The sequence below is a fragment of the Mesorhizobium sp. M0816 genome (assembly GCF_040320005.1).
GTDB lineage: Bacteria > Pseudomonadota > Alphaproteobacteria > Rhizobiales > Rhizobiaceae > Mesorhizobium.
Genome location: NZ_JAMYOT010000071.1, coordinates 1 through 9,993 on the forward strand (window position 1 = coordinate 1; position 9,993 = coordinate 9,993).

At 59.9% G+C, this 9,993-nt stretch carries 8 protein-coding genes; 2 read left to right on the plus strand and 6 right to left on the minus strand.

Going from position 1 to position 9,993, the window contains the following annotated elements:
• The coding region (gene fabG / locus NKI17_RS36390) for a 3-oxoacyl-ACP reductase FabG (RefSeq protein WP_352907898.1) at positions 1-732 on the plus strand (732 nt) is incomplete at its 5' end.
• A gap of 1,051 nt (positions 733-1,783) precedes the next feature.
• Here fabG and NKI17_RS36395 read toward each other — a convergent pair.
• From NKI17_RS36395 to NKI17_RS36420, 6 genes are all read right to left on the minus strand, one after another.
• Positions 1,784-2,899, minus strand: a complete 1,116-nt coding sequence (locus tag NKI17_RS36395; RefSeq protein WP_352907899.1) for an extracellular solute-binding protein — start codon at positions 2,897-2,899, stop codon at positions 1,784-1,786.
• Positions 2,900-2,930: 31 nt separating this feature from the next.
• Entirely contained in the window at positions 2,931-4,313 is a 1,383-nt protein-coding gene (locus NKI17_RS36400; protein ID WP_352907900.1) for an amidohydrolase family protein, read from the minus strand.
• On the minus strand, positions 4,310-5,860 hold the full coding sequence (locus NKI17_RS36405; RefSeq protein WP_352907901.1) for a M81 family metallopeptidase: 1,551 nt from the start codon (positions 5,858-5,860) through the stop codon (positions 4,310-4,312). The genes NKI17_RS36400 and NKI17_RS36405 overlap by 4 nt, the downstream gene beginning before the upstream one ends.
• 49 nt (positions 5,861-5,909) lie before the next feature.
• Positions 5,910-6,722 (minus strand): ABC transporter permease, encoded by an 813-nt coding sequence (locus NKI17_RS36410; RefSeq protein WP_352907904.1) that lies wholly within the window; start codon positions 6,720-6,722, stop codon positions 5,910-5,912.
• Between the two features lie 85 nt (positions 6,723-6,807).
• Positions 6,808-7,713, minus strand: coding sequence for an ABC transporter permease (locus tag NKI17_RS36415; RefSeq protein WP_352907902.1), 906 nt, complete (start codon positions 7,711-7,713; stop codon positions 6,808-6,810).
• Complete coding sequence (locus NKI17_RS36420; protein ID WP_352907903.1) at positions 7,703-8,824, minus strand: ABC transporter ATP-binding protein; 1,122 nt, start codon at positions 8,822-8,824, stop codon at positions 7,703-7,705. The genes NKI17_RS36415 and NKI17_RS36420 overlap by 11 nt, the downstream gene beginning before the upstream one ends.
• 315 nt (positions 8,825-9,139) lie before the next feature.
• Here NKI17_RS36420 and NKI17_RS36425 point away from each other — a divergent pair, with 315 nt between their 5' ends.
• On the plus strand, positions 9,140-9,883 hold the full coding sequence (locus NKI17_RS36425) for a GntR family transcriptional regulator (protein ID WP_502894730.1): 744 nt from the start codon (positions 9,140-9,142) through the stop codon (positions 9,881-9,883).
• Positions 9,884-9,993: the final 110 nt, after the last annotated feature.

Sequence of the window (9,993 nt, forward strand, 5' to 3'; positions counted from 1 at the left end):
ACCACCGGCATCGGCCTTGCCTGCGCGGAACATCTTCTCACAACTGGACACCGGGTGGCTGTCTTTAGCCAACAGGCCCCGCGCGTTGACGAGGCGCGCGAGAGCCTCTCGCGCCAATTCGGCGTCGACAACGTCCTGGCCGAAACCGTCGACTTGCGTCAGCACGAATCCTTAGCGGGCTTTTTTGACAAGGTTCGGACGACCTGGAGTTCACCGACGGTTCTTGTATGCAATGCCGGGTTTTCGCCGAAACGCGGCGGTCAGCGTCTCGCTTTCGATGCCATCCCGCTTGATGAGTGGAATGACGTCCTAGTGGTCAATCTGACCGGCACCATGCTGTGCTGCCAATTGGCGGCACCGGCTATGGCCGCCGAGAGATTTGGGCGCATCATCTTCATCGGCTCGGTCGCGGGCCGGGCGCTGCCACGAATTGCGGGCACAAGCTACGTCGCCTCGAAAGCCGCACTGGCAGGACTGGCCCGGTCGCTAGTCAGCGAATATGGCCCTCACGGCGTCACGATCAATACCGTGGCACCTGGGCGCATCCTTACCGAGATGACCGGTGAGCCGGACAGCCCGGCCAATCAGGCCGCGCTGACCCGGATCCCGACCGGTCGCCTGGGGCGCCCTGAGGAGATTGCCGCTGTCGTGGCGTTCCTTGCTTCCAATCAGGCCGGCTTCATCAACGGCGCGATCATCGACGTCAATGGCGGGGAATATGTTCCGACGTAGCGACTGACTTTGACCTCCTGTCTAGTGTGAATTGTGTGCATAATTTTGATAGCCGTTTGACAAACCTGTTTTGCCACCCGCCACCGCGGCGCCAACCGTTGACCCGGCGAGGCAAGTCGCCTCCCCAAAGACGCCGCGGTGGGCATCAGTCGGTCTTCTTCCAGATCAAGGCGGGGGCAGAGGCCGCCGAAATGCCCGGAGGGACACCGTCGCCTTAATTGGCAACGAATGCACTGCGGCCGTGGGGCCGGTTCTCATGCAATCTTCGATAAGAGGATTTGGCTCCATGTTTCCATGGGTGCCGAACTCAAGATCTGCGCGGCCGCAAATCCGGCGCGATAGTAAAGAGATTGATAAATCGGGCCGTGTATGAAGACGGAACGCTGACATTTTCGACCCGATTTAAAGCGCTTCATAGTCCGTTCGTCGTCGTCGATACTAGGGGCAAGATCCGAGTTCTCCGCCCAGTTGCCCAAGCCTTTATGAGATCGCTGCTCTGTTCCGGGTATGAGTTCATTCTTCGCTGCGGCATAGCGATGGCAGCCGCCATCGCGGATTTGGCGGAGCGGTCGATGAGCACTGCTGGCGGGCGGTGCACCTGTAGACGGTCGCCTTGCTGCCGGCAAAGCCTCGGTCCTTGATTTCGGTCCACAATTGCAACACGTTGTGCTGGTCTTCCCTCCAGCGCTTTTCGGGATACTCCTAAAGGGGATCCGAGTACCCAAGCCTCGTCGGCCCGGTGATCCATGTCCACAGATCACTCCTCCGTCATGCAAGTCTGCCGTCTTCCTGCTTCCCTTCGCCCTGCGCGCGGCTTTCCCGCGCTCCGACTACTACAGAAGCTCCGCCCTCGGTGTCGTCCATCTCCGGCCGTCGCGGCGAGCCCGTTCTGTACTGGGCGGACGATCTGCCCAAGTTGGGCGGCAGCAAGTTGTCGCCGTGCGACAGCGAGGCAACTGGTGCTGAGGTGTGGCCGGGCGATTGAGTTGGCGCACACCTCTGGCGCGCCACTCGCGTCGAATATCAGTATTCTTGAGTGCTGGGCGCAGTATTACTGCGATAGCCACGTGGACCAGCGCGACAGCAACTCCTGCGTGTGTTCGTCCAGCCAATCGGGGTCGACCCTGACTGTCTCGCTCCAAAACTGCGGTGCAGTCGGCAAAGCGGCGACAACGGCTGGATCGAGCAGCGCCAACGCCTCCTTGTTACCAGTCGCAGCGGACCCGTGGTACTCGTTGATGTAGCCCGCATCGTTCTCAGGATGGGAGTACATGTAATTCAGCAACGCCAACCCCGCGAGCGGACGTCTGGCATCCTTCAGCACCCCCCAGCCCGAGGCATCACGTATCGCGCCCTTCCATGAAATCCCGATCGGCTGGCCTGCTTCTTTGAGGCTATCCTGGCGGTATGTCATCATCATGACGACTTCGCCTGACCGGAATATCTGCTCGTTCTGATCGCCGCTGCTCCACCACACCGAAATATGGGGCTTGATTTCGTCCAATTTCTTGAACGCGCGATCTAGATCCAGCGGGAACAGTTCGGCCGGCGCAACCCCGTCGGCAAGGAGTGCTGCGATCAGGTTCCACCACGGATTTCCAACATTGGGCAACGCACGGGGGCCTGGAAACTTCGCGACATCCCAAAAGTCCTTCCAGGTAGCGGGCTGCGGCCCGCTCGACGGGAAGTTTTCCGTGTTGTAGGCCAGAACCACACCGCCGATGTCGAATAGCACGGCTTTTTGCAAACAAGCGCCGTCGATTCCGGCCTTCGCAACCATCGGCGTCTCCTGGCATTCCCTGCCGAGGTCGCGGAAGTACACCCGGTTCTGCGTGGTCAAGGCGTCAATCGAGAGGGTCATCACGTCCCATTCGACATTGCCGACCTCGACCATTGCCTTGAGCTTGGCGATCTTTTCTCCATACGAGGCGCCCGCGCTGACAACCTCGATCCCAGTCGCCTTGGTGAATGGATCGAGGTAATACTTCTTGACCTTCTCAAGATAGCCGCCCGTTCCTCCGGCTATGACAACCTGCGTCTGACCCGCATCAACGGCACGCTTGGCAAGCTCATCGGCCGCCTCCGCACTGAAGACGCGACGTGGTCCCAAAACCGCCGCCAGTGAGAGCGTCGCGCCATAGCCCAGAATTTCTCGTCTCGTCGTCATTATGGTTTCCTCCCTTTCCCAGTTACACTTCTCAACCGGCAAGGCCGGTTCTCATCAGCAGCGCCTTGACCGATGCACGCGCCGCGAGCGCCGCCGCTTCCGCCTCGATTCCGAGGAGTTGCCCGTGCCGAAGTACGATTTTGCCGTTAATCACCGTGAGAGCTGGTGGTCGGGTGATGCCGACGACTGCGGTTTCTGCGTACGGATCGAGGCCGAGCGCCTCGGATGAGGCAGGCTCGCGTACGACAAAATCCGCGCGCTTGCCGATCTCGAGACTGCCGACGTAGTCGCCAGCGCCGACGCTCCTAGCGGCTCCAATGGTGCGCATACGCAGGAGCTCGTCACCCTTTACTGGCACACCCAATGCCGCCGCGTTGCAGGCCGCCACGCTGCCTAGCGCATCGAAGTTGAGATTGCGCGGGATGTCCGTTGCGACCGCAACTGCCGCGCCGGCCCTGGCTAGTTCCACCATGCGCGGTTCGGCCCGCCCGTTGCCCATGGCGCGCATCTGCTGAAACGGACACCAGACGATACAGGTGCTCGTGTCGCCAAGCCGCGCCACATCATCGCGATGGATGACGTTCATATGGATAAAAGTCGAGCCGGGACCGAGTGCGCCGGTGTCCTCGAGTCGAGCAATCGCCGATCGACCGGCCTTCTCTTCCTCATCGAGATACTGGATTGGATCGTAACCACGATGCTCCTGAAACTGGACCCTATGCTCGTGCGCCGTCGCCAGAGCGGCGTTCCACAGAACTTCCGTCGCCGTCGTGGGGGCGTAGATCCCGATAAACGCCCTGACGAGCCCCTCGGCGTCGCGGTTGCGGTAGAGCTGCGAGCCAAGCCGCTTTATCGCCGCATCGGTTGAGTCCGGCCAGCGTGCCAGAAAGCCCGCACTTGAGAGCTCTGGCGACTCGTCCACCATGGGCTGTGTGAGATCGGCGACGTAAGGATCGGTCAGCCAGATGCGGATGCCCACCTCGCCCGCGACCGCAGCCACGGCATCGGGCTCGAAAATCGTGCCCGGATCGGCAAAACCCGTATAACCCGCCTGCAGATAGTCGACCGCGGCCAGCGAGGCACTGGCATGTTCGTCCTCAGGCGTCAGCACCGCCTTCCAGTGGCCCATCGTAATAGCCGTGCCCGCCATGAGCGGTTCGACCGAGCGCGACGTGTACTGCGACACGTGGATATGCGCATCGATGAATCCCGGATGCACCATTCCGCCTCTCGCGTCGAAGGTCTCCCTGGCCGTAAAGCGGGCCCTGATGGCCGCCGTTGGCCCAACTGCGCTGATGCGGCCAGCCTTAACGGCGACGGCTCCGTCACGGAAGTTCGTACCCTGGTCATCGACCGTAAGGACGATTCCGCTATGAATGAGTAAGTCACATGGTTCGGGTCTCTCGGTGCTCATGCCAAAGCCTTTGCTATAACCTTATGGGGAGTGCCGACAGAATGCTGACGGGCGGTGATCGTAGGAGCGGGAATATTGTGCTCCGGCCAGAAGCGCGACTTCTCGTATTTGAACTGACCCCTGCGGTAGTAGCCAACGCCCGGCGTATCCACGAGGACGGGCGTCGCGCGAACGCCGAAGTTAAGAGCAAAGTGGTAGCCAGATTTCACGACAATGAAATCGAGACCATCTAGAACTATGTTCTGGCTGGTGAAGGCCGCTGGATCAATAGTATTGGCTGGCTTGGTTGTGAGCATCACATGGATGCGATCATCCACTCGAATAACGGCTGTCGGTCCCATGGCAGAGCGATCAGCCTGGCCGAGGAGACCCTCCACAATGAAATCTCCATCGCTCACGTGCTCGACCTGCCCGGTGAGCAAGAGAGGCGCGAAGCCAGGCGTGAACCCTGCACCTACACGGAGCGTAACAGTTGCACCTACACCGGCCTCAATTGCCCGGGCCGCTGCGGCGGGATCGGTGATGGGCACTGCACCACGCAGTCCTGGATGATCATCGAGCACCGCAGATAGCAAAAAGGTGCTATCGCCCGGCGCGCCGGCAGCGACGCGGTCTCCCATGTCGCCAATCGCAAATGGCCGTTTCTCCGGCGAATTCCAGATCAGCCCGAAGACCTCATCAACCGTCAGGAGGTCATCCTTGAAGCGCCCGCGCTCGACCCAGAAGCGAGTGGCAAGATCCACTGCGAGCGACGATGCGTCTGCGTCCGGACCATCGCTCAGAATGGTGACGACCTGGCCCATTTCGTCATCGTCGACAAAACGGTACACGTTATAGATCGAAATATCCCTTATCGATGGATGCAACGCCGCATATTCGCGTGCTTTTGCATGAATTTCCGCAAGCGGACCGGAAGCGGTCTCTTGTGCGCCTGGTAAGACCATTGGGGTCAGCGCCGAGACTGTAACAGGCTTCAGTCGGCCCTCTAGTTGTTCAATCAGAAGCTCGGCAACCTTCTGGCCGCATTCGATCGTGTCTGAATGGGGATTCTCCTTGTAAGCGATGCATATATCAGTGTCGTCAAGCATACAGCTCGTGACATGGGCGTGGAGATCCAGACCGATCCCGATCGGTACATCGGGACCGACGAGAAGCCGAATAGCATGAAGAAGATCGCCTTCCGCATCCGGCGTCTTTGTCGTGCCCATCGCCCCGTGCAGGTCCAGGCCGATAGCATTAGGCGCGACGCGCTTTATCGCATCCAGGAGTTCCTCGCGTACGCGTAGATAGAAATCGTGGTCGACCAGACCGCTTGGCGATGCGTCGGCCGAAAGGACCGGTTCAATTTTGGCGCCCGCTGCAGCAAGCGTTTCGACCAGGCCCTTCAATACACCCGAAGGCGACCGAAGGACGTCGAAACCACGTTTCACAATGAAACGTTGTTCGTCGGTGGTCTCAGGATTCTGCCTGTTGGATTCATGGCTGAAGCGGGCAACAAGTATGCGGTAAGGCTTTGACATCTTTTGAGATCGGCCGGTCTTTGTCATGAAGGTTCTCTGCATAAGCGACGCTGAAATGACGGGGTCCACGCGAGCCTCATTGGACCTCTCCTCGGGCTTGAGCTGATGCTGCTTTTGCGCGGCTTTGCAGCAGTTGCAGCCCGCCCAGCACCGCGAGCGATACGACAACCAGCACCGTGGAAGCCGCAGCGACAACGGGCGTCAGATTGAAATCGATATCCTCGAACATCTTGCGCGGCAGTGACTTGCCTTCGATGCCGGAGATGAAGAAGGCGACAGTCGCCTCATCGAACGACGCCAAGAAAGCGAACACCGCGCCGGCCGCGACACCAGGGGCGATATCCGGCAGCACCACCGCAAAGAACGCTCTTAAGCGGCTGGCCCCGCAGTTCAGCGCCGCAAGCTCCAACGTTGCGTCGAACCGCTGCAATGCCGCCGTCACGGTGATCACGACATAGGGGACGGCCAGCATAGTATGGGCGATCACAAAGCCGAAGAAATTGCCGTTGAGCTTGAGCGGTGCGAAAAGCAAAAACACGGCAACGGCGATGACGATATGGGGAACAATGAGCGGGCTCAGGGTCAATGCTTGAAGCAAAGCCTTGCCCGGCAGATCGCCGCGGGTCAGGGCGATCGCAGCCAGCGTGCCAACAATGGTCGCGCCGAATGTCGTCGCCAGTGCAACTCTCAGCGAAAACCAAGTCGCCGCCATCCACTCTTCATCCCTGAAGAACGCCGCGTACCACTTGAGCGTCAGGCCCTGGGGCGGAAACTCGAGATATTCTGCCGTGCCCAGCGACATCGGGATGACCAGTAAGGTCGGCAGGACAAGGAAGACCAGCAGCAAACTAACGACCGCGGTCCCAAATATCAGTCCTATCAGTCGCAGCGGACGATCATAGGTTGCCAAAAGACCATGATGCCCAATCTTGTCGGTTTGCGGTTCTCTTGCAGCGCGTTCCGCGAGCGATGAATCAAACACCGGAAACTCCCTTGTTGAGGGCGAGGGCCTTACGGAACATGGTAACGAGCAGCAGAGTCGCCGCCAGCAGAACCGCAGACAGCGCGCCGGCAAAGGGCCAATCGAGCAGTACCGTCGCTTGCTGGCCTATGAGCGTGGCCATCATGAGGGTGCGCGGGCCGCCAACCAAGGCGGGTGTGACGTAGAAGCCGAGCGACAGGATGAAGGTCATCAGGGCGCCGGCTGACACGCCGGGTAGGCTTAGCGGCAGAGTGATGCGCAAGAAGACCGTCAAGGTACCTGCACCGAGGTTCCTTGCTGCTCGCCCCAGATCTTCCGGGATTGTGCGCAGGGCCGCATAGATCGGCAGGATCATGAACGGCAGCAGTACCTGCGTCATTGCCATGATGACGGCCCCTTCGGTGTAGATCAGTTGGAGGGGCCCCGCCGTAAGCCCGACCTCCTGCAACGCCGTGTTAATCACGCCATTTCGCTGCAGCAGCACGATCCAGGCATAGGAGCGTACCAGCACGGACGTCCAAAGCGGAATAAGTACGCAGGCAGCCACAATTGTCGCCCACCGCCCCTTGAGTTTCGCCATAGCCAGGGCGACTGGATAGCCGAGCACGAAGCTTGCGAGCATGACGATGAAACCGATCTCGAAGGTTCGCCACAACACCCGCAGATAAAGCGGCTCGGAGAGCAGCCGCACATACCGGTCAATACCTACCTCCGGGTTAAACAGGCTGCTAGCCAGCAGGCGCCCGACGGGATACAGGAAGCTGAAAGCAAGCAGAAGCATCAGCGGAGCAATCAGCGCCAGCGAAAGGAGCGGGGAATAATTCCGCGCGGAGCTTGATACGATCAGCCGGGCCCAACTCCAGCGGCGGGGAGAGGGTTCTAAGCTGCTAGCGGCCAAGAGATGCCTCCGTCGCGGGAAAAAGCTTCAGCGCTTCTTGATCTATCACCAAATCGACGGCATCGCCGTTCTGGAACGGCAGTGTCGCGCCACTTGCTGGCAACTGCACCTGCAGGGGTGCACCGCCACGCCCCTCAATCCCGACGAGGAAGACGTGAAAGGAGCCGACGAAGATCGCCGCCTCCACCCTAGCGGGCAATGCCCAGGGCCCGCCTTGTCCTTTCGGCGCCAGCCGCAGACGTTCCGGCCGGACCGCGAGCCGCACGCGGTCTCCCTCAGAAATCAGCCCGCAGGAACCGTTGAGGCCCGACCGCGCGATCACGCGACTGCCTTCGGATAGCGCGATGATCGCACCTTCCGTACCCGTGCCCATATAGTCGCCGTCGAGGAAGTTCATCTTGCCGACGAAATCCGCCACGAACGCTGTTTTGGGGGACAGATAGAGTTCCGCCGGCGCGCCGACCTGCGCCAACCGCCCCCCCTCCATCACAGCGACCCGATCTGACATGATCAGGGCTTCTTCCTGATCGTGGGTGACGTAAATGACGGTCACGCCGAGCCGGTGCTGGAGGCGCTTGATCTCGAACTGCATGCTCTCGCGGAGCTTCTTGTCGAGCGCGCCTAAGGGTTCGTCCATCAGAAGCACCGGTGGCTCAAAGATCAGCGCCCGTGCCACCGCGACGCGTTGCTGTTGTCCACCGGAAAGCTGACTCGGTAGGCGCCGTTCGAACCCTGCAAGCTGCACCAGTGCCATGGTATCCGCAACCCGGGCCGCAATCTCGCTGCGAGATAGCCCGCGCATTTTCAGAGGGAACGCGATGTTCTGTGCCACCGTCATATGCGGGAACAGCGCATATTTCTGGAACACCATGCCGACGTCTCGGCGGTTTGGGGCGAGATGAGTGATGTCGCGGTCGCCGATGAGAATGCGTCCGGATGAGGGTGTCTCAAAACCGGCGATCATCATCAGTAACGTCGTCTTGCCGGAGCCGGACGATCCAAGGATCGATACAAACTCCCCGGCTTGGACATCAAACGACACGTTCGAGACTGCTTCGAAGTTGCCGTAGCGTTTTACAATGTCCCGAATGACAACAGTCTGTCCTTTCAAATCACGAATCCTCTCGCTCACGTCTGGTTGAGGCCGACCTTCGCCGGAACGACGACGAACGTGCCAGTGTGCCGTCGGCACAGCTCTTGTTGATGGAGAACAGGCGGATCTGCGATCCCTATTGTGGGCGCGCAAATGGACCCTTCAATATTATCGGCGTCTCGAATATCTTCCGTATGGTTCTCCGAACCAGACCTCCTCGGCGTTCCCCAATCTTTTCTTTTAAGTACTATGGTCTTCGAGGATTTTCCTGTACACTGACTATGTCATTTGGTGCAACAAAATGTTCAAGTTGTCAATTGGGATTTTACTCAGATGCGCGACAGCGTCGTAACGGCACAGGATGATGGCCCTGCAGAGCAGGCCAGAGGCGCGGAACTCGAGCCGCTGAAAAAGCATGCGCGCCTCGGCGATATGGCCTATGAGGCGATGAAGGAGCGGCTGGTGCGCGGCGCCTTCGAGCCCGGGCGCAAGCTGACCGTGCGCGCTGTCGCGGACGCGCTCGGCGTGAGCTCCACGCCGGCGCGCGACGCCTTGAATCGCCTCGCTGCCGAAGGTGCGCTCGTCTATTCCGGCCCAAAGACCGTCATTGTGCCTTATTTGACGACGGAAGCGCTAGAGGAAGTCACCGCTATGCGGCTCGCGCTTGAAGGAATGGCGGCAGAGCGCGGCGCGGCGAAGGCTCCGGCAGGCCTTGCGGATTCACTCGAGAACATGCAGGTGAAGATCAACCAGGCACTCGAAAGTCGTCGGTATGCCGAGGTGCTCTGGACGAACAAGGAGTTCCACTTCGCCGTCTACAGATATTGCGGCATGCCGCATCTTCTATCCACCATCGAAACCTTGTGGCTGCGGATCGGCCCCTCCTTTCATGACCTATACCCGGAGTTCGCTATTCAAAAATACGGCGTTCACAATCATCAAGTGGTTATAGAAAGCCTACGCGAGGGCGATGGCGAAGCCCTTCGCGCGGCCTTTGAGAACGATATCCGCGACGGTTATCGACGGCTGAAGCAGGCAATTCGCGCGCGAGCGGAGCAGGTTGCGGATGGATTTTAAAAAGATCGCGGCCCGTTCCGATGCGGTAGGAGTGGTTCGTCGCTAGGTCGGAACATATTCCCCCGCCATTGACGTCGATGATCGCGCCGTTGAAGGCCGATGCCGGTGGG

Coding starts and splice junctions, on each gene's coding strand:
- NKI17_RS36395 (WP_352907899.1), bottom strand. CDS start 2,899: ATGACGACGAGACGAGAAATTCTGGGCTATGGCGCGACGCTCTCACTG.
- NKI17_RS36400 (WP_352907900.1), bottom strand. CDS start 4,313: ATGAGCACCGAGAGACCCGAACCATGTGACTTACTCATTCATAGCGGA.
- NKI17_RS36405 (WP_352907901.1), bottom strand. CDS start 5,860: ATGACAAAGACCGGCCGATCTCAAAAGATGTCAAAGCCTTACCGCATA.
- NKI17_RS36425 (WP_502894730.1), top strand. CDS start 9,140: ATGCGCGACAGCGTCGTAACGGCACAGGATGATGGCCCTGCAGAGCAG.